21 protein-coding genes are annotated in these 22,924 nt (G+C 50.3%); 13 read left to right on the forward strand and 8 right to left on the reverse strand.

Annotated features, from left to right (window positions below; genetic code table 11):
• Positions 1-25: 25 nt before the first annotated feature.
• Genes SPTER_RS02580 through SPTER_RS02610 form a run of 7 tightly spaced genes read right to left on the reverse strand, consistent with a single transcriptional unit; the run spans position 26 to position 7,217 of the window.
• Positions 26-769 carry an ABC transporter permease gene (locus SPTER_RS02580; protein WP_144348918.1) on the reverse strand — a complete coding sequence of 248 codons (744 nt, stop codon included), beginning with the start codon at positions 767-769 and terminating at the stop codon, positions 26-28.
• Complete coding sequence (locus tag SPTER_RS02585; protein WP_144348919.1) at positions 766-1,569, reverse strand: ABC transporter ATP-binding protein; 804 nt, start codon at positions 1,567-1,569, stop codon at positions 766-768. Before SPTER_RS02585 ends, SPTER_RS02580 begins: the two co-directional genes overlap by 4 nt.
• A gap of 19 nt (positions 1,570-1,588) precedes the next feature.
• Positions 1,589-2,674: an ABC transporter substrate-binding protein gene (locus tag SPTER_RS02590; protein WP_144348920.1), complete on the reverse strand. Its 1,086-nt coding sequence runs from the start codon at positions 2,672-2,674 to the stop codon at positions 1,589-1,591.
• 6 nt (positions 2,675-2,680) lie between these two features.
• Positions 2,681-3,358 (reverse strand): DUF1847 domain-containing protein, encoded by a 678-nt coding sequence (locus SPTER_RS02595; protein ID WP_144348921.1) that lies wholly within the window; start codon positions 3,356-3,358, stop codon positions 2,681-2,683.
• Complete coding sequence (locus SPTER_RS02600) at positions 3,351-5,093, reverse strand: ASKHA domain-containing protein (protein ID WP_246105450.1); 1,743 nt, start codon at positions 5,091-5,093, stop codon at positions 3,351-3,353. The genes SPTER_RS02595 and SPTER_RS02600 overlap by 8 nt, the downstream gene beginning before the upstream one ends.
• A 4-nt stretch (positions 5,094-5,097) precedes the next feature.
• Positions 5,098-6,138 (reverse strand): uroporphyrinogen decarboxylase family protein, encoded by a 1,041-nt coding sequence (locus tag SPTER_RS02605; RefSeq protein WP_144348922.1) that lies wholly within the window; start codon positions 6,136-6,138, stop codon positions 5,098-5,100.
• Positions 6,135-7,217 carry a uroporphyrinogen decarboxylase family protein gene (locus SPTER_RS02610; protein WP_144348923.1) on the reverse strand — a complete coding sequence of 361 codons (1,083 nt, stop codon included), beginning with the start codon at positions 7,215-7,217 and terminating at the stop codon, positions 6,135-6,137. The genes SPTER_RS02605 and SPTER_RS02610 overlap by 4 nt, the downstream gene beginning before the upstream one ends.
• 114 nt (positions 7,218-7,331) lie before the next feature.
• Between SPTER_RS02610 and SPTER_RS24515 the strand changes: the two genes are divergently transcribed.
• From SPTER_RS24515 to SPTER_RS02650, 9 genes are all read left to right on the forward strand, one after another.
• A complete protein-coding gene (locus SPTER_RS24515) occupies positions 7,332-7,532 on the forward strand; it encodes a hypothetical protein (RefSeq protein ID WP_170233119.1) in 201 nt (66 codons plus the stop codon).
• Positions 7,533-7,737: 205 nt separating this feature from the next.
• Complete coding sequence (locus SPTER_RS02615) at positions 7,738-8,025, forward strand: DUF2325 domain-containing protein (protein WP_144348924.1); 288 nt, start codon at positions 7,738-7,740, stop codon at positions 8,023-8,025.
• 33 nt (positions 8,026-8,058) lie between these two features.
• Complete coding sequence (locus SPTER_RS02620) at positions 8,059-8,928, forward strand: radical SAM protein (protein ID WP_144348925.1); 870 nt, start codon at positions 8,059-8,061, stop codon at positions 8,926-8,928.
• Between the two features lie 82 nt (positions 8,929-9,010).
• On the forward strand, positions 9,011-10,495 hold the full coding sequence (locus SPTER_RS02625) for a nitrogenase component 1 (RefSeq protein WP_144348926.1): 1,485 nt from the start codon (positions 9,011-9,013) through the stop codon (positions 10,493-10,495).
• Complete coding sequence (locus SPTER_RS02630) at positions 10,492-11,844, forward strand: nitrogenase component 1 (RefSeq protein WP_144348927.1); 1,353 nt, start codon at positions 10,492-10,494, stop codon at positions 11,842-11,844. The genes SPTER_RS02625 and SPTER_RS02630 overlap by 4 nt, the downstream gene beginning before the upstream one ends.
• Before the next feature lie 23 nt (positions 11,845-11,867).
• The gene (locus SPTER_RS02635; protein ID WP_144348928.1) at positions 11,868-12,914 is read left to right on the forward strand and encodes a uroporphyrinogen decarboxylase family protein; all 1,047 of its coding nucleotides are present in this window, start codon (positions 11,868-11,870) and stop codon (positions 12,912-12,914) included.
• 78 nt (positions 12,915-12,992) lie between these two features.
• Positions 12,993-13,640, forward strand: coding sequence for a corrinoid protein (locus SPTER_RS02640; protein ID WP_144348929.1), 648 nt, complete (start codon positions 12,993-12,995; stop codon positions 13,638-13,640).
• A gap of 201 nt (positions 13,641-13,841) precedes the next feature.
• On the forward strand, positions 13,842-14,369 hold the full coding sequence (locus SPTER_RS02645) for a ferredoxin domain-containing protein (protein WP_144348930.1): 528 nt from the start codon (positions 13,842-13,844) through the stop codon (positions 14,367-14,369).
• Positions 14,370-14,733: 364 nt separating this feature from the next.
• Positions 14,734-15,912 carry a trans-sulfuration enzyme family protein gene (locus SPTER_RS02650; RefSeq protein WP_144348931.1) on the forward strand — a complete coding sequence of 393 codons (1,179 nt, stop codon included), beginning with the start codon at positions 14,734-14,736 and terminating at the stop codon, positions 15,910-15,912.
• A 4-nt stretch (positions 15,913-15,916) separates the two neighbouring features.
• Here SPTER_RS02650 and SPTER_RS02655 read toward each other — a convergent pair whose 3' ends face one another.
• Positions 15,917-17,191 (reverse strand): hemolysin family protein, encoded by a 1,275-nt coding sequence (locus SPTER_RS02655; RefSeq protein WP_425474351.1) that lies wholly within the window; start codon positions 17,189-17,191, stop codon positions 15,917-15,919.
• Between the two features lie 349 nt (positions 17,192-17,540).
• Here SPTER_RS02655 and SPTER_RS02660 point away from each other — a divergent pair, with 349 nt between their 5' ends.
• From SPTER_RS02660 to SPTER_RS02675, 4 genes are all read left to right on the forward strand, one after another.
• Entirely contained in the window at positions 17,541-18,359 is an 819-nt protein-coding gene (locus tag SPTER_RS02660; RefSeq protein WP_144348932.1) for a class I SAM-dependent methyltransferase, read from the forward strand.
• 391 nt (positions 18,360-18,750) lie between these two features.
• Positions 18,751-20,067, forward strand: coding sequence for a nitrogenase component 1 (locus tag SPTER_RS02665; protein ID WP_144348933.1), 1,317 nt, complete (start codon positions 18,751-18,753; stop codon positions 20,065-20,067).
• A gap of 65 nt (positions 20,068-20,132) precedes the next feature.
• On the forward strand, positions 20,133-21,599 hold the full coding sequence (locus SPTER_RS02670) for a nitrogenase component 1 (RefSeq protein WP_144348934.1): 1,467 nt from the start codon (positions 20,133-20,135) through the stop codon (positions 21,597-21,599).
• Positions 21,600-21,761: 162 nt separating this feature from the next.
• Entirely contained in the window at positions 21,762-22,841 is a 1,080-nt protein-coding gene (locus tag SPTER_RS02675; RefSeq protein WP_144348935.1) for a uroporphyrinogen decarboxylase family protein, read from the forward strand.
• Positions 22,842-22,924: the final 83 nt, after the last annotated feature.

Consider the following 22,924-nt stretch of genomic DNA (forward strand, 5'->3'; position numbering starts at 1 on the left):
TAGTGTTACACATATTTATTCTCCATTATTTCCGCCAGCGCAGCAGGTAACCGGTAAAACGCCTGTAGAGGGTCATTAGTGTAAGGACAACAGCGCCGATGACAATTATACCGGCGACTACCCGCGGGTAGTCGGCAAAGTCTGAGAAGTACTTTACATACCAACCTAAACCGCTTGTTGCACCAATCATTTCAGCGGCTGTTAACAGGATAAAGGCCAATACCAGGCTGATGGCACCGCCGCTGACGATATGCGGCATGGCTCCCGGCAAGAGAATGTTAATAAGCATCGATTTGCGGCTTACGCCGATAGTTCTGGCCGAGTCCACTATGCCTTTTTCCAAAGCCTCCACACCAGAGAGGGTATTGATAAACAGCGGCCAAAACGCGCCGATAAATATAACAAATACCGAAGATAGGGTAAAGGTCGGCAGGATGGCAATGGCATAAGGAATATAGACGATAGGCGGGATCGGACCCAGAATATTGGTGATCGGTTCAATCGCCAGGCGCAGGCGGCGCTTCCAGCCAATAACAAGCCCCAGGGGGACAGCGAGCAGTACTGCCAGGGTGTAACCCCAAAACAGCAGATTAACAGAACTCACTAAGCTTTTTAGAAATACTTGCCGGTCTTCGGCAAGCAGGCTAAAGACCTGTGCTGGGGTTGGAAAGAGTTGCGGGTCAAGCAGCTTTAACCAAGCGGTACTTAGCTGCCACAGCAGCAGGGTGGCAATTCCCACTACAAGCCGGTCACGGCTTACCTGGCTCATATACCTGCGCCTCCTTCCACTTGCTGCAGCTCTTCCAGGATTTCTTTCTGCAGCAAGGAGAGAATTTCATTGCGCAGTGAGATGTAGTGCGGATCCTGAACCAGAAAAAAACGGCGCCGGGGGCGGGGGAAAGGCACATCAATAAGCTTCAGGATCCGACCCGGGCCAGGGGTAAATACGGCAATACGGTCGGCGAGATATAAAGCTTCATCAATATCGTGAGTTACCAGAAAGATAGTTTTCTTGTTGCCGTCTCCAGTCCACAGCTTGAGTAACAATTCTTGCAGGCTTACCCGGTTTCTGGCATCAACAGCGCCAAAGGGCTCATCCATGAGGTAGACTGGAGCGTCAAGCGCAAAGGCCCGGGCGATAGCCACCCGCTGACGCATGCCGCCAGACAGTTCCGCAGGGTATTTATGGCTGTAACTGCCAAGACCGACCATATCCAATAGTTTGCGTGCTTCGTGTTTGGCTGCTTTACCTGTGGCACGGCCTGATTCCTGCAAGGCAAAACTAATGTTGTCAAGGGCTGTCATCCAGGGAAACAGGGAGTAATCCTGAAAAACTACCGCCCTGTCGGGGCCGGGGGCGACAATGGGGTTGCCGTTAAGGGTAAGCAGGCCGCCGGTGACCGGCGTTAGTCCGGCCAGGAGCCCGATCGTGGAGCTTTTACCGCAGCCGCTGGGGCCGACTACTGCCAGAAGCTCACCTTGGTTAATGGTCAGAGACAGATTGGCTATGGCGGGAAGATCATCGCCCGGATAGGTAAGAGACACTGAGTCGAGATGCAATAAGGCCACAGCCATCCTCCTTTCAAGCTTATAGGTTGTTCACCACAAAGTCTTTGTCAAGCTGTTGATAAGTGGTATTTTGCGGTTCCCTTTGTTTTAGTTGGTCCAGTGCTGTTTTATAGATATCACTATTTACATGTTTGGTGATATCGATATCACTTTGGATATAACCGGCAGCTTTCATAGCTTCCCAAAAGGCAACAAAACGTTTTTTGTCAGGATCGGGAATGCTATGGATGTGACCGCTATAGGTGGAGTTTCTGAGCAGTTCTTTATCCAGTTTGACATATTTGCTGAGGATATCCAAGGTTTCCGCCTGGTTGTTGATGTAAAAATCATAGGCGCGAATGCTGGCGCGGCTAAACCGGATATAAGCCTCTTTGTTAGTTGTTAGTTTATCATCAAGGGCTACTACCCGGCAGCAGACATGACCGTCCATGTACTCGGACGACCAGGAAACAAGCGTCAGCCCTTGTTTTTCAGCCATCTCAGAAAAGGGAACCCATACCAGGCCGGCATCGGCTGCGCCTTTTTTTACTGCCTCAAGCACGGCAGCCGGCGAATCAAGCTCCTGGATGATTACCTGGGTTTTCCAGTCAATACCGGCTTTAGACAGGGCTGAGCGCCAGACCGCATCCCCGGTTGCCAGGCGAACGGTAGCCACCTTTTTGCCGACAAATCCCTGCAGGGTGGAAAATTGCTGGGCATTTTCAGGTTTGGTGACAACGGCATGGCCTTCACTTTGCATACCGCCGATGTCTACAAAGGGAGTCCCCTTGGCGATGAAGACCTGTGGGGCTGCTGTGCCAAAAGAACCGGCGTCCAGTTTGCCGGCTTTTATGGCATTTAGACCTTCACCGGAGTTGGTGAATTGAAAAAGCTCGACATCAAGCCCTTCCTGCTCATAGAAGCCTTTCTCTTTGGCGACAAAATAGAGTACGTGACCAACTGCCGGCAGGTAACCGATGTTGAATTTGATTTTATCGGCCGGGGCAGTTGACTGCGCTGGCGTGGATGCTGCCTGCGGCGCCTTTTGTTGGCCGCAGCCGGCCAGCAGGAGGCTAAGAATCAGGGAAACAGCGAGGCCTGTACTAATCAGTCGATGCTTAAACACTGGTGATCACTCCTTTTCTTCTTGTAGAAGCCGTTTGTAATAAAAACCGCTGGTATAAAGTGCTGCTGCCGGATTGTGGCCTAACACCCGGTCCTTGGTAATCAGGGTCGTGACCGGGGCCTCAGAGTGTTTGATGAATAAAGAATCATGGCCGACGCATAAACCCACAATAATATTCAGGTCAGTACCGGCCTGATTGAGCAGCCGGGCCTGGAGGATCGGATTGCACAGGGATTCATGGCAGCCCTGCTGCACCTTATATTCAGGGGGTACGCCGATTTCTGTTTTATCAATTGAGCCTACTTTGCAGAGGACACTGTAGCTGTCAAGACCTTTAGCGGCAAGTACCCGGACAAAGACACGCGTTTCATCAATGAGCCCAATGCAGGTAGCGATACCGATTTTTTTCGCGCCAATTCTTTTGGCAAAAGCAATGATTTCTTCGACCCGCGTAAGCTTACCATAATATAATCCCTCAATCTCGGCAGCTGCCAGAGCCATACTGCGGTCAGAACCTTCTTCGAGATAAAGCTCCTTGACCGTTTCTATTTCAGCATCAATGTCGGCCGGACCGCGCGGGGTCACACTCAGGCAAAAGTCAGGAAACCGTTTGTCACGGCGATAACAGTTTAGCTGGTGGCAGCTGGAACAGCTTAGATGGTCGGAAGCAGGTTGATCACTCATTAGCAATACCTCCTTGAAAATTTAAGCAACTGACAAAGGTTTTATCAAAGTCGCTGTATGTGGCCAGCTCTACAACCGCTACTTTTTTAATTAAGGCGGCAACGGCTTGCCGGGCTCCTTGATTTAAGAGCAGGGCCTGACCGCCTGTTTTGGCAGTATTGCCAAGAAAACTAATTCTGCCCTGGAACTGATTTGGCAGCATGCCAATATTGATTAAACTATCAGCATTAAGGTGAAAGCCAAATGAACCGGCGATAAACACCCGGTCAACATCGGCCGGGACAAGACCATTGGCATTAAGCAGGCATTCAATACCCGCGCGGATGGCGCCTTTGGCAAGCTGGACCTGACGAATATCTTTTTGCGATAGATAGACTGATTGGTGAATGGTAAAAGCTGTTTTACCGTTTTCTTTCTGCAGACGCTGCTGCAAGGGGTGGGCAGCATTAGTTTCCAGGCCGGCAAACCTGCCGGTCTTATTGATTATTTTGGTTCTGACAAGCTCACCTACTATGTCTAGCAGGCCGCTGCCGCAAATGCCGACAGCCGGACTGTCGGCGATCGTCTTCAGCACAACGGTACCATCCGGCTCAACTGTGAATTTCTCGATAGCTCCTGGTGCGGCTCTCATGCCGCAGGTGATATTCATGCCTTCAAAGGCCGGTCCGGCTGCTGTTGAGGTGACTGAGAGGCGGCCGTTGACAGCCAGCGCCATTTCCCCGTTTGTTCCGATATCGACAAACAAAGTAGTGCCTGTAAGATTGGCCAGGTCGGCGGCCAAAATCCCGGCAGTGATATCTGCGCCTACATAAGCAGACATTACCGGCGGCAGGTAAACCTGGGCGAACGGGGCGGCAGCAAGGCCAACTTCTGATGCAGCATGATAACTGTCGCCCCAGAGCAACGGGGTATACGGATATTTGCCCAGTGAGGCCGGGTCGGCAGCCATAGCCAGGTGCAGCATGCAGGTATTGCCGCTAAATACAACCTCGTAGATTGTGTTTGGACTGATAGCCGTATCGTGAGCCAGTTGTCCAATCAGGGAATTGATTGCACTAATTATATCTGTATGCAGAACTGACAAGCCCTCGGCTGTGGCCCCCAGTTTTATCCGGGACAGGACATCCTGGGCATGAAGGCTCTGGGGATTGAGGGCTGACACTGAGGCTAATTCGCGGCCGGTGGTCAGGTCAAATAATGCAGCGACCAGGGTCGTGGTGCCGATATCAACAACAAGTCCGCGCGCTACCCCGGTAGAGTCGCCCGGCTCTGTTCCCAGTAACAATGGCCCGGATAGTACCTCAGTCATAGCAGTATCGGGGATATACTGTTTTCTAATGAGGGGATCAAGCGCGATGTCAAGCTGTCTCCCCTGGCTCAGTATTTGCACATTGGCAGTGTCTTGGCGTTCGATGATAAAAATGTCGATAAATGGGTCGGCGGATGGAACTGACTGGGCTTGAATCTCGGTCATGCAGCCAAGAAAAATGCCCTGGCTTACCTCCTCGGTTGTCAGCGGGTGGCGGCAGCCAGCCAGGCTGCGGAGTGCAGACCGGGAAGCGGCAGGGATTCTCACCTTGCATTTACCACAGGTGCCGGCACCATTACACGGTGATTCCACCAGAACACCGGCTGCCCTGGCCGCCGCCAGAATCGTGATGTTGCCAGGCAACTCGTAACTAACCGGAACCGCGTCTGCCTGGCCGGTTTCCTGCCAGAAGCGTAGTAAGGCCACTGGTTCACGTCCTCTCGTTGGCTTGAATTCCCTTGACGGTGTGAGTCATGGCCTGGATATTGGCTAAAGCGCTTGAGGTGCTGAGACCGCAGGCCGGTGCTATGATATCAATACCCTGGGCCAGCAGATTTCTGGCTTGCAGAGCCACCTTTTCCGGCGGGCCGTACTCCAGGAGATAGGTGCTGATATTTCCCATGGTAGTCAGCTGAGGGAACTCAGCTTTTAACTGCTTTAAATTGACAATGGCATCAGTGCTGATTGCGTTGGCCTTGAGGCTGGCTATAAGGGGTTTTACGCTATTCAGATTGCCGCAGATATGGACAATCACCGGGACATTCCTGTGCTGGACAGCTGCAATTAATTTGTTAATATAGGTAACGGCGTATTCGTTGAATAGCTTGGGACCGAGGATTTCCCCCGTTGCAGTTGGATCACCAATAGCAATCACCGTTGCGCCGTGGTCAATCAGTTTATGGGCAAAGCCGATTAACAGGCCGGTTACATAGTCAAAGACCCGGTGCGCGGCAGGGGCATTTTTACGCAGATCTTTCAGAAAGGGGATTGGGTCAATGATTGAGGCTGCTGTGCTTACTGGTCCGGTCAGACTGCCAATAACCGGAATATCCGGATACTCTGTGGACAGAATTGAGGCGGCCTGGCAGACTACCGGGATTCTTCCCGCAGTCAGGATTGTGGAGATATCTTTATATTCAACCTGAGTGGCTGACGAAAATACCTCTCTGCTTATTTTGGGCTCGCAGGTAAAGGTGCCTAAATCAATCTCACTGCCTAATAACTCGGCTTCGACTGTCATGCAAAAAGGGAGGCCGAAGTTCTCAAAGCCGGTGTGATTGTGAACAGCATAGGCCAGGTTTGCCATTAATACCGCGTCAGAGTGGGCGGCCGGCAGGGTTTGATTGCTGCTGTTCATGACATCAACAATGGCGGCATTCATCATCCCGCCTGGGCAGATAACTGGCGGGCGGTCTGCCGGTTGTTTGCTTAATGCTGCCAGTAAGCGCTGTTTTTCGGTCAGCATGGTCATGTTGACCACCTCTGCTCCAGGTCATTGAGTTTCTCCTCAGTGATGGGATAGCCGATTTCACGGACGGCATCAAGCATGGCATCAATGTTGGCGAAAGGGGTTTCTGTCGGCAAACTGCAGCCTGAAGCGACAATATAGCCTTTGGGATTATCGTGGGCTTCACGGACGCCGCCCAGTACGGCCAGGCGGACATCGGCCTGGGAGCCTTGCAGCATAACCTCTGACGGTTTAACATTACCCATCAGGCGCAGCCGGTTACCAATCTGGCCTTTAGCCTCTGTGAGGCTGGCCGCATTATCGATGCTGATACAATCAGCACCGGCATTGGCCATGAGTTCCCATATCTTGGCCGTCTTGCCGCAAATATGCAGGGTCACCGATTTACCCCGGGAGTGAATATATTCAATCAATTGCTGCAGGTAAGGGAGGGAGAACTCTTCAAATTTTTTTGGGCTGATAATGGTGGCTGATGACATTGGATCGGTGAGGCTGGGGGTGCACCCCGCATCAATGATTGCTTTGGCATAGTTTAAAGAGGTTTCCAATGATAAGCGGCATAAGCGATGTACAGCTTCAGGATTTTTGGCAACAAGCCTGGTCAGATTTTCGGCACCAATAAGAAAGGAAGCATTAGTAAAAGGGGCGGTGAGTGCCCCGGTCACAACAACCTCTTTGCCTACCTCCTCCACTGCAATCCTCATGGCCTCCAATTGCTGGGGGAGATTGCCGTCCTGATAAGGGTTGGCCGGCGATAAACGGTCAATTTGGCTTATATCGGTGAGGGCTGGCTGATCCAGATAGGCTGTTTCATCCTTTGGATAGCGAATGACGGCCCCCATGGCTTCAGCCTGACCATACAGGTCCGTAAAGATACGGATAATGTCGTAGCCAAAGCGGCGGTAAGCGCCAATCTGCGCTTGCGCCAGCAGTTTACCGTTTGCCGGCAGCTCGCTGACTTTGACACCGATTACGCGGGCCGCTGTGTTGCCCACAATGGGAACACAGGGCAGACGGTCAATAGATTTTCCCCGGCTGTAGGCGGACAACCGTTCAATTGGCGTCATTTGGTCTTTAGCCATTAGTTAGTACCTCCTTTTTGTGAATGTTACTATACTTCTTTTCAATGGCTGAACTTATAAGTCAAAAAATAAAAAAGGCCAAAAGAAACGGTTCCGTTTCTTTTGGCCTTCAGTATGTCTGATCAGCCTGGCATATTCAGCTTTTGTGGCAATTATATGATAAGAAGTAAAAAAGTGCAAGGGAATTTTATTAAAATTATAGATAATGCCCGTTGGGGGTTGACACCTGTTTGGACTCTGTGCTACCATAATCCTAATCAAGAAATCGTATTTTTGCTGACCGGAATACCGGAGGTGATCGTTGGCTATAATTAGTCTCGATTGCCTCTTTTGATTTTTGGCCATGCTTGTATGTAACACCAATACAATCTATGAGAAATCGTGATTTTACGCCAAAATTTATAAGGCTGCCGCATTAATTACTGACTGGAAGTAACCAGAGGTAACCACCATTCTGTGTAAGGCAGAATGTCCGGTTGCCTCTTTTTATTAATTAAGTGAATGTAAGGGGGATGAGGTTATGACGGCCATGGTCGTAGGCGCTGATTATTTAGGGAAAATCGAAAAGAAAATGCGTGAGATGGGGGTAACCGAAATCGCCCACATAACCGGGAGAAATCCCGGGGAAATAAAAAGGGTATCAATACCTAAGTCAGTGGATTTTGTCTTGGTATTTACTGATTATGTTAATCACAATATTGCCAAAGCAGTAAAAAATCATGCCAAAGCTCAGGCGGTTCCGTTAGTTTATGCCAAACGTTCGTGGTGTGCGGTAGCGCACAAACTTGCCGGGCTTGGGCTGCGGTAATCTAAGCAGAATTAATTATTAGGGGGTGGTCTCATGAGCCAATGCAAGGGGGAGCACGATATCGCCAAACATCCTTGCTTTAATGCTGAAGCCCATGGAAAATTCGGACGCATCCACCTGCCTGTCAGCCCGGTATGCAATATTCAATGCCGCTTTTGTAAACGGGGCTTTAATAAAGACGAAAACCGGCCTGGTGTTAGCCGGACTTTATTGACACCTGAAGACGCAGTAGGGGTTCTGGATAGGGCAGTTTCATTATGCCCTGAGCTAACCGTTGTCGGCATTGCCGGCCCTGGTGATACCTTGGCCGGTGATTACGCATTAGAGACCTTCCGGCTGGTTCACGCGCGTTATCCTAACCTGATTAAGTGTCTGAGCACTAACGGTTTATTGCTAAAAGAAAAAATTGATGGCCTGGTAAAGGCTGGTGTAAGAACAATTACCGTGACGATAAATGCCGTAGATGTCAAAACCTTGGCCAGGATTTGCTCTCATATTACACATAACGGTCAGTATATAACCGGCGAGATGGCAGCACGCTGGCTTATTCTGGCGCAACTGGCAGGCATTGATAAGGCGGTAAGCCTAGGGGTGACAGTAAAGGTTAACACTGTTCTTATTCCCGGCATTAACGACCGGCATATCGGCGACATTGCCAAAACAGCAGCGCAGGCCGGGGCGGCGTTTATTAATATTATTCCGCTTATTCCTGAACACGAATTCCGCAATCACCGCCCGCCGGACTGCCGGGAGCTCAAGGCTGCCCGCAGCATTGCCGGGGCTTATTTACCGGTAATTAACCATTGCCAGCAGTGCCGGGCTGATGCGTGTGGCATACCCGGCGGGACAACCGACTTTGCAGCAATGCTTTATGAACGGCGGGCTGTTGAAAGCTGCCAGTAACTAATTATTGAGCCGTACAGGTGGACTGTTATCTGGCGGTATTTGCAGCAGATACGGTTCAGGGTGTATAAGGAGGAGAAAAATGAGTTATTTCAAGCTAAAGGAGCCGCCGCGGCGGGAAGACCGGCTACAAGCCTGTATTGCGCACGGGGCAGCGCTTGGCGATCTTGCTACCCGCCGGCTGCAGTGCTGCCTGCCTAACAGTGAACGCCGGTTTACGCAGAATTCGATCTGTCTGTTATTGCCGGCATTAGGGACAATGAACAGTATCCCGAACAGTGTTGTCCTCATGCACGGCGGTCTGGGCTGTGGTTCATCCTGCCATGGCGGTAACGCCGGCGTGCGCTCCGGCAATAACCACCGCTGGGGTGTAGTTAAAGATGGTACCTGGCTGTCTACCGGCTTGACCGAAGCCGATGTAATTAGTGGCGGTGAGCCTAAACTGGCTGAGGCGATTATTGCGGCTGACAGGCGTTACCGGCCCTCGGTCATTTTTGTGGTTGCCAGCTGTGTGCCCGGCATAATCGGCGATGATGTGGACGGCGTGGTAGAACAGGTCCAGCCTGCGGTTGAAGCAAAGCTGCTGCCGGTACACTGTGAAGGCTTTAAGACGAAAATCTGGGCAACTGCCTATGATGCAGTCTACCATGCTATTGGCCGTACCTTGTTGCCTGAGGCCGGCTTTATAGCCGATAAGAAGTCCGGAAAAACTGTGAATTTAATGAATATGTCGTCTATGGGGCGAGTCGATGAGGTTGAACTTGAGCGTTTGCTGAGAGAATTGGAACTGGCAGTTAATATCTTTCCGGTTTTTTCCGATCCGGGTGCCATGCAGCGCATGGCAGCGGCCGACTTATCAATTAGCACCTGTCCGACGCATGATGATTATATGCTAAACCATCTACAGGAAAAATACCAGGTGCCGTTTATTATCAGGCATATGCCGATAGGTATTGAAAATACCGGCAAATGGCTGCAGGATGTCGCTGAGTTTTTCGGGCTGGGCGCAAAGGCCACCGCGATCATAAAGCAGGAAGAAGCCGAGCTTGCGGCGGCGCTTGCGCCGCTCAAACCAATGTTTAAAGGGAAAAAGGCGTTCGTTAGTGCCGGAGAATTCCGGGCTCTCTCAACAGCGATCCTGCTGGCCGAGCTGGGCTTTGAGGTAGTTGGCGTCCGGGCTTTTCACCATGATGAATTTGCCGATATTGAGTACGAAAAGCTGTTACGGATAACCGGAACAGATTATCCACTCAACATCGCCAATTGCCAGCCGTTTGAAGAAGCCAATCTGTTACGCAAAATACAGCCTGATGTTTTTTTAGGGCATATGAATGGTAATAGTACGGCAGCTAAAATGGGTATTGCTACCCATGTCATCTACAATACGGGCTTGCATTATGTGGGCTACCGCGGGGCGTATGAGCTGGCCCGGCGCTTGTATCGTCAGTTGAAAAACCCTCGCTTTAATGGCAATATTAGTAAATATGTCAAGCTGCCGTACCAGGAATCTTGGTATCGGCAGGACCCGTTTAAGTATATTGAAACTGCAGGCGGTGACCTTGAATGAGCAACTACAACTTTGTTGAAAGACCCCGCTATACCTGTGCCCTGGGGGGAGCTATTGCTACTGTGAGCGCTTTGCCTCAGGCAGTGCCCATTCTCCATGCACCACCAGGGTGTGCCGGTAATTTTACCTGGACGCAGGCCGGGGGCTGCGGTCTGCAGGTTGGCGGCTATTGCGGCGGGCTGAGCATGCCTGGTTCCAATATCCAGGAAAGGGAGGTTGTCTTTGGCGGCGCCGAACGGCTGGAGGAAGAGGTCAGGAATACACTGGCGGTCATGCAGGGTGATATCTATGTTGTTCTGACCAGCTGCGTTACCGAGGTCATCGGTGATGATGTCGGTTCAGTAGTAAGGCCGTTGCAGGCGCAGGGTATCCCGATCCTCTTTGCTGAAACAGGCGGATTCCGCGGTAATTCTTATCAGGGTTATGACTTAGTACTGCAAAGCTTATTTAAAAACTTTGTGGATAAAGCGGCGGCTAAACAGCCTGGGTTAGTTAACCTGTGGGGGATTACCCCTTTTATGGATGTCTTCTGGCGTGGCAATTTAACCGGCCTGCGCCGTTTGCTCGAAAAGCTGGGCCTGACAGTAAATAGCTTTTTTACAGTTGACGACAGTATCGCCGGCATCAGGAACGCTGGCGGCGCGGCTTTAAATATTGTCATATCTGACGTCTTTGGGATAGGTGCGGCTCAACTCGCTCAGGAAATCCACGGCACCCCCTTTGTTTCAACCACGCTGCCGGTAGGTCCGTCTGCTACCAGTGCATTTTTGAGTACGGTAGGGGCAGCACTTAATCTGGACCCGGGATTGGTCGATAACCTGATTCAAGCGGAGACCAAACGCTATTACAACCTGCTGGAACCGCTGATCGACTGTTTTAACGATATGGATTTGCAGCGATATGCTGTTATTATCGGCGACACGAACTATGCGGCAGGCATCACCCGGTTTTTGGCCGATGATTTGGGCTGGCTGCCGGAGGTTGTGGGGGTTACCGATATCCTGGATGAAGAGCAAAAAAACGTCATAACCGGGTTCATAACCAACCTGGCGAGCGGTATATACCCTGAGTTGGTTTTTCACACTGATGGCAGTGTCATTGCCGGGGCGGTACAGGAACATTGGTCCAAGAGTCAGGCTCAGGCCGGTAAATATGCCAATCCCCTTAGCCCGGCTTTTGTTATTGGCAGTTCACTTGACCGTGAGCTGGCTAAGGCGCTGGGGGCCGGGCATCTGAGCGTAAGCTTTCCGGTAGCCAACCGGGCTGTTATTGACAGGGGGTATACCGGCTACCGTGGCGGCTTAGCCCTGATCGAAGATTTAATTAGTGTAATCATTGCCGGCAGGTAAATGAGTTGAGGGGGGATGGCAATATGTTGCCCAAGGACAGGATTCTCCAGGTTTTACAGGCTAAAAACACCCTTCCGTCTGAGCATCCCCGGGTGCCGGCTGCGCTGCTGTCCGGCGGAACCTGGGCCTTTAGGCAGCAGGGGTTAACACTGCTTGAGGTTTTGGAAAAGCCGGAATTGGGTGCTCCCGTTATTGTAGAGATTAACCAATTGATTCAGTCTGATATTGTTTGGCCGGGTTCAGGGTATCATAATTTGCTTGTGCATATCTTTGGCGGCGAGATTAAATTTCGGCCCCAAGGCAATATTGATGTATTGCAACCGGCTCTTGCCAAAGTGGCTGCGGTTGATTTGCTTGACCTGGGACAAATCGACAAACACGAATGGATTCGGGCTATCCGCTCGATCATAACGCAGGTGCAATTGCAAACCGGCAGTAGTGTATTGGTCGGGACTTCCAGCTGGGGCCCCTTTACGCTGGCCGGACAGTTTTACGGGGTTGAGAAGCTGATGCGGGGTATGGTTAAAGATAAACAGGCAATACATGCGCTGATGGCAGTTATGACGGAGATTTGCCTTGCCTACCTGGTGCCGGCGATTGACGAAGGGGCGGACATTATCTCTGTTGCTGAGCCTACTGCCTCCGGCGATCTTATTTCGCTCAGGCACTTTGAGGAATTTGTGGCTCCGTATATTGGGCGGGTTGCGCAGCAATTAAGGCAGCGGGGTGCTTTTTCAACCCTTCATATATGCGGCAATATTAAAGATCGTTTGTATCTTGTGCCCGCTATGCATATTGATCTGCTATCGCTGGATTATAAAGTGGATTTAGGTTTAGCCCAGCGGGTGTTGGCGGGTAAGGTGGCCGTGGCCGGTAACGTAAACCCGGTGCTGCTTAAAGATGCAGCGCCCGGGGAGATAACCCAGGCTGCCAGGCGCTGCATCCGGCAGGCTGGTCAGGCTGCAAATTATATTCTTATGCCGGGGTGCGATATTCCTCCCAGTGTGCCGCTGGGCAATGTGCAGGCATTTCTCCAGGCCGGGCGGGAAGTTGCTGATGAGGTCTTATGATAATATGTCTCCGTATGAAACAGTTCAGGCGGATCTCGAATAGTGTCGAGTGATAATTATATTTAGGGGAGGCTTAACATGTCGGAAAATAAGGAAGAATTATTCAAAAAGCTTTCAGACGCTGTTGTGGATATGGATGAAGAGGAAACTATCAGCCTGGCACAGGCAATTGTAGCAGCAAAAATTGATGCCTATGAGGCTGTAGAGAAGGGCCTGTCGGATGGAATGGACCGGGCCGGAGAATTATTCGAAGAAGAAGAGTATTTTATTCCCGAACTGCTGCTCTGCTCTGATGCCATGTATGCCGGGCTTGATGTATTAAAGGGGCATATTAAAACCGCCGAACAGGGGGAAAAACAAAAAGTAGTCATCGGGGTTGTGGAAGGTGACACCCATGATATTGGTAAGAACCTGGTGAAGATTATGCTGGAAACCTCCGGGTTTGATGTGATCGATTTGGGAAGAGACATTCCTCCCTTAACTTTTGTGGAGAAGGCTAAGGAGGTTCAGGCTGATATTATAGCCGTAGCTACTTTAATGACCACTACGATGGATGGTATGGCCGAGGTTGTGCGTATTTTGCAGGCTCAGGGCATTAAATCCAGTTATAAGGTGATTATTGGCGGCGGACCGATTTCGCAGAGCTTTGCCGATAAAATCGGGGCTGACGGCTATGCTGTGAATGCTGCCGAGGCTGTACGACTTTCCAAACGGCTGTTGGCGTAGATTCCTTAAAATAAGAACTGTCTGTGTACCAACAGCAATAAAAACCCGCGAATTTCGCGGGTTTTTATTTGAGTTATTACAATATTTACGGTATGCAAATGGATACTATGCCACATTTAAGTGCGTACTTGCTATAATATAGCATATTTACTATTATATTAAAGAAGCTGATTATTCATTAAGAAACGGGGGAATTTGCCAATGATTACGAGCAGTCAGGCAGTCGAGGAACGTGCAGTAGCGCAGATCGCCGACATGATGTGTGTGGCGGCAAGGACGGCTCCTAAAGCGAAAGGCGTGGACAATCTTGTGACCCTCATTGTAAATGGGCCAGAGAAAGAACAACTTTCCGCTGAAATGCGGCGTATTGCCCAGGAATCGGGTATGCAATTTTTCGAACGGGATGCCAACTGTATTGATAAGGCGCCGGTGGTGGTGCTATTGGGGCAGAGAGTAAAACCGATAGGCGTCAAACCCTGCGGCTACTGTGGTTATGCTGATTGCGCAGAATGTGCCCAAGGTACCGGGATATGTGCGATTGGCACCGGCGATCTGGGGATCGCTGTGGGTTCGGCAGTGAATGCCGCTGCTTTATACCATGCTGACAATCGGGTAATGTTCAGTGGCGGTAAAGCAGCCATTGGTATTGGTCTTTTGGAAAAGGAAGTTAAAATTGCTTATGCAATTCCGCTTAGCGTAACCGGTAAAAGTCCATTCTTTGACAGGTAATATAAACATCACACAAAAAGCACTAATTTGTTTACTACCAGGCAAATAGTGCTTTTTCTGAAAAAAGCAGGCTATATTCCAGCAGCCTGCTGAGCTTTGGGGAAAAGCCGGTGGCTGCTGGTTTTTTCTGGTCGCTGCCATTATATCGATTGCTCTGGCTGCTTTGTCATTAAGGGGAAAAACCTGTGACCTATTTCCCGGGTCATAAATATTGCAGAATTTAATAAAAAATGGTATAATTATTTTGTTTAAAGGTTGATCAGACTGACTGAAGGCCAAATGGTAGCAATACCTTTTGCGTTCAGTCTTTTTATTTGCCATACGGGAGTTGCCGACTTACAAACAATGAAAAGAGGGTTTATTTATGGCTGACAAGCAGAAATTCAGTTTTCAAACAAAGTGTGTCCATACCGGTAACGGGGTTGACAAAGAAACCGGTGCCATCCGGCGACCGCTGACCATGGCTAACAGTTACCGCCTGCCGGAGGATGCATCAACCCTTAACTGGAGTGATCCGAATCAGTTGGTTTATACCAGGAATACATCAGCAAACCAGATCTATCTGCAGGAAAAACTGGCGGCCCTGGAGGGCGGCGAAGACTGTGTGGTGTTAGGCAGCGGGGTTGCGGCCCTGGCCGGTGTCTTTTTTACCTTTCTGGAACAAGGTGCGCACATCATTTGCTCCAATGTTTCTTATATTGCCGTATATAGACTGCTCAAAGAGTATTTTCCTGATAAATACGGCATTGAAACAAGCCTTGTAGATACCTCTGATTTGCAGGCGATCAAACAGGCCCTGCGGCCTAATACCAAAATCATTCACATTGAGACACCCGGCAACCCGACTACCCGCGTCAGCGATATTGCCGAAATAGCCAAGCTGGCCAGGTCTGTAGGCGCTTTGTTTACCGTTGACAGTACGTTTGCCTCACCGTTTTTACAGCAGCCGCTTACCCTGGGAGCCGATCTTGTCATCCATAGTCTGACAAAGTATATTAACGGTCACGGGGATGCTATGGGCGGAGCCGTTATTGGCCGCCATGAACTGATCGATCAAATTAAACGGCAGGCCATGGTCAATCTGGGCGGCGTTATCAGCCCGTTTAATGCCTGGTTAATTATGCGCGGTGTTGTTACGCTGCCTCTGCGCATGAAACAGCATAGTGAGAGCGCCCAGCAGGTTGCACAGTTTCTCGAAACTCACCGGGCCGTTGAATTTATTGCCTACCCTGGCCTTACCAGCCATCCGCAGCATGAAATAGCCAGGAAGCAGATGACTATGTACTCAGGGGTTATGGCTTTTGGCTTAAAGGCCGATGTTGCTACGCACAATAAGTTTGTTAATTCGCTGGCAGTGATTGTTCCGGCTGTCTCTATCGGTCATGATGAGAGTCTGATCGTTTATACCGGTCCGAATGATGAACGGAATCATTTCTATCCGCCGGAGTTTCAAAACGGGCATTTCCGGTTTAGCGTGGGGCTTGAAGCGCCGGCAGACATCATCTACGACCTGCAGCAAGCCTTTGCCGAATGCGGGTTATAGGCAGTTAATCCGGGGTTGTGTCAGCCTCGGGGTTCTCCAGTTTTCGCAATAGAACCCGGGTAATCCGTCTGTTATCTGCTTCTTCGACAATAAATTCATAGCCGTCGTAGCCGATCTTCCGGCCGACCTGTGGGGGCATTTCCACCTGGATTGACATCCAGCCACCTAAGGTATCGACGTCCTCGGCATCCAGGTTCAGACTGAAGATTTCATTGACCTGCCCCAGCAGCAGTCTGGCATCAACCGAGTGCATATTATTTTTCCGGATTTCGACAAACGGCCGTTCCTCATCAAACTCATCCTGAATTTCGCCAACAATCTCTTCCAGGATGTCTTCGGCGGTTACGAGACCGGCTGTACCGCCATATTCATCAATCACAATTGAAATTTGGGATTTGCTCTTTTGCATCAGTTTCAACAAATCACTGATCGCCATTGAGGCCGGTACGGCCATGATATCCCGCACTATTTCCCTAAGTGCGGGTGTTTCGTCTTTAGCCAGCGCTGAGAACAAGTCCTTAAGATGAACAAAGCCAATAATGTTGTCTTTATCGGGGTCGCACACCGGATAACGGGTAAGCTGCTCGGTTAACGCTTTTTCAAGATTGACGGCAAACGGATCCTCCGCATATAAGCAGACCATATCAGTACGGGGGATCATCACTTCGTAGACATGCCTTTCGGCAAAATCAAAAATATTGTCAACATACGTGAGCTCCGCCTTATTAATGTACCCTTGCTTATGGCTTTCTTCCATTAGGATCCGGATTTCTTCCTCCGTATGGGCGGCCTCATGTTCGCCTACTACCTGAATGCCCACCAGCCGCAGCAGCCAATTAGCAATACTGTTTAATACCCAGATGACCGGAAACATCAGCTTATAAAAAGCAATCAGTGGTACAGACGTCCACAGTGTCACACTGCCGGCTTGTTGAATGGCCAGCGACTTTGGCGCCAACTCGCCCAGGACAATATGCAGGGCAGTGATGATCGAAAAGGCAATGGCAAAGGCAACGGTGTGCATCATCGCTGTTGACAGGCCCAAGCCGGCCAGCATCGGTTCCAGCAGGCGGGCGATGGCCGGCTCACCAATCCAGCCGAGCCCCAGCGAAGCCAGTGTGATCCCAAGCTGGCAGGCTGATAAATAGGCATCGAGATGGTCAACCAGCCGTTTGGCATATTTTGCCCGCATGTTTCCGGCCTGCAGGAGTGTATCAATCTGCGTACTGCGCACTTTAACCATTGCAAATTCGGCAGCGACAAAAAAACCATTTAACAGCACTAAAAACAAAACTAAAAATACGTTCCATATGATAGCTGCCAATAAAATCCGACCCTCCCAAGAGCCGGGAAGAATCGGTCCACCTCCTCTGTTAATAAACCAGATCCTATGAAAAGTGTATCCCTTGTTCCCCGAAAATACACGGTCTATTATGGTACAGAGGGTTTCCTTGCCCGGTCTGCCGGTCAAAAGGTCCGGCAGAAATTTCGGATTGATATTGACAAATAATGTATAATCGGTTACTCTGTCTACAAGTACATTGTTGAGCTGGTTGAAAAACTGGCGGCTATGTCCCTGGTGGTTACTGGGATATAGCCGTTTCTATTTAATAAAAGGAGGTTAAGTTATGGCGGTTCATCTTACCCTTGATAACGGGGACCTTGCAGATACTTATGAAGCAATCAGCGATACCCAGTTTACTAAAGGCTGCAGCCTTGTAGCGAAGCTTGCCATCAAGCCTGGTGCTGCGGTTTTGGATATCGGCTGCGGCACCGGCAGACTGGGCAGGCATGTTTTGTCGCTGCTTGGCCCGGCCGGGCGTTTGGTCGGCATTGACCCTTTGCCGGACCGGGTTAACATTGCCAAGGAAAAAAACGAATATGCCAATGCCGTTTTTCAGGCCGGCAATGCCGAAGACCTCAGTCCGTTTGCCGACAGCAGCTTTGATAAAGTCTATTTAAATTCAGTGTTCCACTGGATATTGAATAAAGACTTAGCTTTACGGGAGATATCCCGGGTGCTGAAACCGGGAGGAACCGTGGGTATTACTACCGGCGCCAGAGAATTGAACACGGTTACGGGCCTGCAGATAATTACCGATACCGTGCTCCGGCGGGAGCCATACCGGCAAATAGTAAATATTGCGGAGTGTGCGCACATCCAGCACGGATTGACAACGACCGGGTTGCTGCAATTGCTGGCTGCGGCCGGCTTCAGGGTGGATGAAGTTCAGATTCAAAACAGCGTCCAGGTCTACCAAACCCCCCGGGAGGTGACCCTGTTCCAGGAGGCCAGCTGTTTCGGCAATTACCTGAACCATGTGCCGGTTTCCCTGCGGGCTCAGGCCAAGGCGGATATAGAGGCGGAGCTGGAGAGGAATCGAACCGGCCAGGGAATTCAGTTCGGTCATTATACGATATTCGCCGTTGCGACTAAAGAGGAATAAAATAATTGCCCCAAGCAAACTGTATTGACAAATAATGTATATAGGTGTATAGTGGCTTTAAATACATATTTGCAGCGCTGACTGGTCAGAAACTGGAGGCTGTATCCATTTTTATTGGATACAGTCTTTTTTAGTCTACCAGAATTTATAAATAAATTCTGTGGACATAAGAACGCCTATACCCTAAAGGGCACAGGCGGCTTCTGCCGTCGTCCTAAAGGACTTGGCACAAGCCATCTTTTTTATCTGATCAGGCGGCCATCCGTTCCCCTGCCCTCCCCAAATGTCTCATAGAAACGTCCCCTTCTACAGGGGCTGATCAGTGGATTAACTGAAGGCCACAGAAATAGCCGGCTATTTCTTGTGGCCTAATTTTTTCTGAGGTGATGAAATGGCTCAATATGTTGAACAGATAAGACATGTATGCTCATTAGGTGCTTTGCAGTCAGTGCTGGCCATTGAACGGGCTGTACCTATCCTGCATGCCGGTCCCGGCTGCGGGCAGAAATTATGGGGGGCACTGGGCTTGCAAAATGGCTGTCAAGGCTCCGGTTATGTTGGCGGCCACTCGGTACCGTGCACGAACATTGGTGAGAAAGAGGTTATTTTTGGCGGCAATGAACGGCTTAGGGATATCATTGCCAATTCTCTGAAAGTGCTTGATGCCGATTTATTTGTGGTTGTTACCGGCTGCGTCGCCGATATTGTCGGCGATGATGTGGGGGAAGCGACCCGGCGGTTTCAAGAGCAGGGTCAACCGGTTGTATATGCCGAAACGGGCGGTTTTAAAGGGACTAATCTTTTTGGGCATGAGCTGGTCCTTGATGCCATCATTGACCAGTATTTGCCACCGGCGGCAAACGTCCAGCCCGGTCTTGTAAATATTTGGTCTGTGGTTCCTTATCATGATGCCTTCTGGCTGGGGAATTTGACAGAGCTGGAGCGTCTTGTCTCCGAGCTTGGCCTGACACCAAATGTTATATTTGGTCCGGGGAAAGGTATGGAAGCTCTGTATAAAGTACCGCAGGCACAGTGGAACCTGCTGGTTTCACCCTGGGTAGGCCTGAAGAACGTGCGGCATTTGGCAGAGAAATTCAATACACCCTACCTGCATTACCCGGTATTGCCGATAGGCCCGACCGAGACCGCGAATTTTCTTCGTACCATAGGCGAGTATGCGGGCGTGGCGGGGAAACGGGTCGAGCGGGTAATCAGCAGGCATGAGGCTGAATACTACTACTATATTGAGCGTTCAGCCGATGTACTGCTCGAAACCAGATTGCTGCCCCGGCGATTTGTAACGATTGCCGACAGCTTTTATTCCTTAGGGGTTTCCCGGTTTCTGATCAATGATTTGGGGCTTTTGCCGGAGCTGCAATACATTACTGATGGCGTTCCTGAAGAGTATCAGGGGGATATTACGGCCCAGTTCCAGCACTTTACCGACGGCATTACCGCTAAAGTGGTTTTTACCAATGACGGCGGTGCCGCTCATGCCGATATCAGGCAGATCAAGTTCCGGGGCCGCCCCCTGATCATAGGCAGCGCCTGGGATAAGGTGCTGGCGGAGGAACTTAACGGTTACCAGCTTTCCGTATCCATGCCGGTCAGCGACAGACTGGCCTTAGATCGGGCCTATGTCGGCTATCAGGGCGGCTTGCGGCTGGCGGAGGATATTTATTCACTGGTGCTGGCCGATTTCCAGTAGACGGGAGGGTGGCAGGATGAGCGGATATGTTGAGGAAGCAAAAAGATAGAGGAGGACACTAAGCTATGGCAATCAACCTGAATCATTCCGAGGTGCCAACAAGGGAGAATCGCCTGGGTTCCATTACCGGCTACCAGGGCACGATCAAGGATTTGGTCGGGCAGGCTGCTTGCGGGTCGCTGCGCAATAAAGAACGATGCTTCAGCCAGGCCAGTGCCTGCAGCTCGGGCTGTGCCCAGGGGCAGCTTTCGCGCATTGTGGACGCGGCGGTGGTCAATCATGGCCCGGTTGGCTGCGCGGCGGATACGGTAGGCGGCAATACTGTTAATAAGTGGGGCCAGCATATCCGCGGCTGGGAGCATAAAAATATCCGCTTGATTAATACCAACATGGTGGAGGAAGATACTGTTTTCGGCGCGGTGACTAAATTGCGTGAAGCTGTTCAGGAAGCATATAAGCGCTTTAAGCCTAAGGCGATTTTTATTACCACTTCCTGTGTATCAGGAATTATTGGCGAAGATATACAGAGCGTAATTGAAGAATTGCAGGCAGAGATTCCCGTCCCGATTGGTTCGGTAAACTGCGAGGGTTTTCGCTCTAAAATATGGGCTACCGGCTTTGATGCCGCCTTTCACGCTGTTTTGACGACACTGGTCAAACCGCCGGTGAGAAAATCCAATACCGTAAATGTAATCAATTTTAATGGCAGTGCCCGCAAACAGATTACGGAAATGCTGGCTCAGTTTGCCTTGGAGCCGGTATTTTTACTACCGTACAGCTCGGTGGAGCAATTAACACGTTTGTCGGAAGCGGTGGCGACGGTTAGCATTTGCGGAACGCTAGGCAGCTACATTGGCAATGCTCTTGAACAGGAATATGGCGTACCCTATGTAAAAACATTACAACCCCATGGTCTTGCCGGGATGAACAGCTGGTTGCGCGGTTTAGGCGCAGTTATTGGTAAGGAAGCGGCTGTAGAGAAATATATCCGGCAGCAGGAAGAGCGTATTGCCCCAGAATTAGCGATAATACGAAGCCAGCTGCAAGGTTATAAAGCGGTGGTCGGCATGGGGCCAAGTTTTGGGCAAAATTACATCCGGACCTTGCGGGAGTTAGGGATTGATGTGATCTGGGGATCTACCTGGCATTTTGATCCCCAGCATGATAACGGCTCGTGCCCGGCATCTGCCCAATATTTATTTGCCGGCGAGGATAATCTTCCCGTAAGTGTGGCCGACCAGCAGAACTTTGAAGTAATTAATTTGCTAAACCGCTTGCAGCCGGACCTGTATGTGGCCCGTCACGGCGGTACCACCGTGTGGGCAACGAAATTAGGCATACCATCGATTATGATCAATGATGAGTACACCGCCTATGGGTATCAGGGGCTCATCGACTTTGGCTACCGGATTGTTGATGCCTTGACCAATCGCAGCCTGGCAAAGAATTTAGCAGCCAGAGTTAAGCTGCCTTACACTGATTGGTGGCTGCGGCAAGACAGCTTTGCTTTTTTGGAGGAAGCATCCCAATAGGTTTCAACATAGCCAACAAGCTTAGGCAAATTTATAAATGCTTACGGTGTATAGTATAGAATCCTCTGGCAACAGCGGTTTCCGCCGGCGTTCAACAAGGCTTGGACCCAGCCTATTCTTGTTTCCGTAAGGGTACAGTGTATATATTAGGGGGAAAGCAAAATGACAAAAGCCGGTTATTCCGATGAGATGACTCCTAAGGAACGAATAGCGGCCGTATTAGCGGGCAAGCCTTTTGACAGAATCCCCTGCAGCATAAATCCTAGCTATCAGGCAGCACAATTGATAGGCGTTAAGCATTGGGAGTACTATTTTTCTGCCGAAAAAATTGTCGAGGTTCAACTGGCTTCACGCCGGATATTTGGTGTGGAAGCGGTGCTTACCGGACCGGGTTTGCATGGGATTGCCGAGGCTGCCGGCAGTACCGTGGTATATCCTCAGGGTGAAAATTCCCCGTACATCAGTGAATTTGCCATACAAGAGCAAGGGGGGTTAGACCGCCTTGTTATTCCTGATCCTTGGACGCAAGGACGCTTGCCGCTGCATTTGGCGGCCTTGCAAATCCTAATGGAGCGATTGGGCGCAGAAGTGCCGGTTACAACTAATGTGGCCGGGCCCTTTACTGTGGCCGCCAACATCAGAGGTACTGAACCTTTTTTACGGGATTTGTACCAAAACGCTGAGTTTGCTCATAGGTTGCTGCAGTATGCCCTGGCAAGTACTCTTGCTTATGTGCGGGCGGCGGCAAAAATAGGAGTAACAGTCAGTATTGCTGATCCCACCGCATCAACAAGCCTAATTAGTCCTCAGCATTTTTTTGAATTTTCCTTTCCTTATCTGAGTGAATTGATTAGTAATATCAAAAGACTTACCGACTGCGCTCCCGCTCTTCATATATGCGGCAATACGAAAAAAATTTGGCTGCATATGGCTAATACCGGCGCCGGGATATTAAGTCTGGACGATACTATCGATTTAGCGGAAGCGAAGGTTGCTGTGGGCAAGTCGACAGCACTATTAGGAAATATTAAGCCGACGGCAACGATGTTTTTAGGAAAGCCGGCGGATGTGATGCGGGAGGCTAAAGAATGCCTGGGCAAAGCGTATGACAATCCCAAAGGTTATATCCTGGCACTAGGCTGCGGTCTGCCGATGAAAGCTCCGGTAGAGAATGTTCATGCCTTGTTCCAGGCGGCCAGAGAATTTGGCCGGTATCCAATTGATCCGGGAAGATTGAACTAAAATGTGTGTAGCTCATGGGGGAAACGGGGAGCCTTTGACGCAGCTATTATTATTGCTTATTGGGGTTCTGAATTACTTGTTGC

Source organism: Sporomusa termitida, from assembly GCF_007641255.1.
GTDB classification, from domain to species: Bacteria; Bacillota; Negativicutes; order Sporomusales; family Sporomusaceae; genus Sporomusa; species Sporomusa termitida.

Excerpts from the sequence above, each read along its gene's own strand:
- SPTER_RS02670 (WP_144348934.1), top strand. The coding sequence starts at position 20,133 with ATGGCAATCAACCTGAATCATTCCGAGGTGCCAACAAGGGAGAATCGC.
- SPTER_RS02660 (WP_144348932.1), top strand. The coding sequence starts at position 17,541 with ATGGCGGTTCATCTTACCCTTGATAACGGGGACCTTGCAGATACTTAT.
- SPTER_RS02610 (WP_144348923.1), bottom strand. The coding sequence starts at position 7,217 with ATGGCTAAAGACCAAATGACGCCAATTGAACGGTTGTCCGCCTACAGC.
- SPTER_RS02625 (WP_144348926.1), top strand. The coding sequence starts at position 9,011 with ATGAGTTATTTCAAGCTAAAGGAGCCGCCGCGGCGGGAAGACCGGCTA.
- SPTER_RS02620 (WP_144348925.1), top strand. The coding sequence starts at position 8,059 with ATGAGCCAATGCAAGGGGGAGCACGATATCGCCAAACATCCTTGCTTT.
- SPTER_RS02645 (WP_144348930.1), top strand. The coding sequence starts at position 13,842 with ATGATTACGAGCAGTCAGGCAGTCGAGGAACGTGCAGTAGCGCAGATC.
- SPTER_RS02580 (WP_144348918.1), bottom strand. The coding sequence starts at position 769 with ATGAGCCAGGTAAGCCGTGACCGGCTTGTAGTGGGAATTGCCACCCTG.
- SPTER_RS02605 (WP_144348922.1), bottom strand. The coding sequence starts at position 6,138 with ATGACCATGCTGACCGAAAAACAGCGCTTACTGGCAGCATTAAGCAAA.
- SPTER_RS02665 (WP_144348933.1), top strand. The coding sequence starts at position 18,751 with ATGGCTCAATATGTTGAACAGATAAGACATGTATGCTCATTAGGTGCT.
- SPTER_RS24515 (WP_170233119.1), top strand. The coding sequence starts at position 7,332 with ATGTCTGATCAGCCTGGCATATTCAGCTTTTGTGGCAATTATATGATA.
- SPTER_RS02640 (WP_144348929.1), top strand. The coding sequence starts at position 12,993 with ATGTCGGAAAATAAGGAAGAATTATTCAAAAAGCTTTCAGACGCTGTT.
- SPTER_RS02635 (WP_144348928.1), top strand. The coding sequence starts at position 11,868 with ATGTTGCCCAAGGACAGGATTCTCCAGGTTTTACAGGCTAAAAACACC.
- SPTER_RS02650 (WP_144348931.1), top strand. The coding sequence starts at position 14,734 with ATGGCTGACAAGCAGAAATTCAGTTTTCAAACAAAGTGTGTCCATACC.
- SPTER_RS02675 (WP_144348935.1), top strand. The coding sequence starts at position 21,762 with ATGACAAAAGCCGGTTATTCCGATGAGATGACTCCTAAGGAACGAATA.
- SPTER_RS02595 (WP_144348921.1), bottom strand. The coding sequence starts at position 3,358 with ATGAGTGATCAACCTGCTTCCGACCATCTAAGCTGTTCCAGCTGCCAC.
- SPTER_RS02630 (WP_144348927.1), top strand. The coding sequence starts at position 10,492 with ATGAGCAACTACAACTTTGTTGAAAGACCCCGCTATACCTGTGCCCTG.
- SPTER_RS02615 (WP_144348924.1), top strand. The coding sequence starts at position 7,738 with ATGACGGCCATGGTCGTAGGCGCTGATTATTTAGGGAAAATCGAAAAG.